At 66.1% G+C, this 608-nt stretch carries 1 pseudogene; it reads right to left on the bottom strand.

Annotation, left to right across the window (positions count from 1 at the left end):
* Positions 1 to 551, bottom strand: a pseudogene (locus ACXMYJ_RS29320) (hypothetical protein); the annotation flags it as partial.
* Positions 552 to 608 lie beyond the last annotated feature (57 nt).

Below are 608 nucleotides of genomic sequence, written 5' to 3'. Positions count from 1 at the left end.
CCCATGGGCATTCCCATGCCGCCGCCCATGGGCATGCCGCCGCCCATCGGGCGCCCGCCGTAACCACCACCAGCGGCGCGAATCATGTTCGCTAACGCGACGTTTCGCTGTTCGGATTTGGTGAGCAGGGCCTTGGCGCGGTCGAGCTGGCCTTCGAGATGATTGACCAGAACCTGCTTGCCCGCCGGGGTATCAGTGCTCGGGGCGATCGCATTGACCCCCGACCGGGTATCGCTCACCACGCCATTCATCCCGGCGCGGCCATCACGGGACTCGTTCGACGCCGCCACCACCTGCGGGCCCACCCCACGATCGGCACCAATCACGTTGTCCAAAGCCGCCACCCCATGGCCGCCAGACAGCTTGTAGCCCTCTCCCCCACGACCACTCCAAGTCGCCGGCACCGTATCCACCGACACCCGCAAATCAGTCCTGAGGTTCTGCAACCCACTCGTCGAGGGCAACCCCGACGCCGACGCAGCCGGGCCGTACAACTCACGCGCACCACCGAGCGCGTCTGCGGTCGCATCGACCAAGCCCTGCAAGGACATGCCCGGCAGTATCACCCACCACCCACACCACCGACCACCACCAGAACCAAAATCGCT

It is taken from the genome of Mycobacterium sp. ZZG, assembly GCF_054786995.1.
This window is presented reverse-complemented; position numbering and strand designations above follow the sequence as displayed.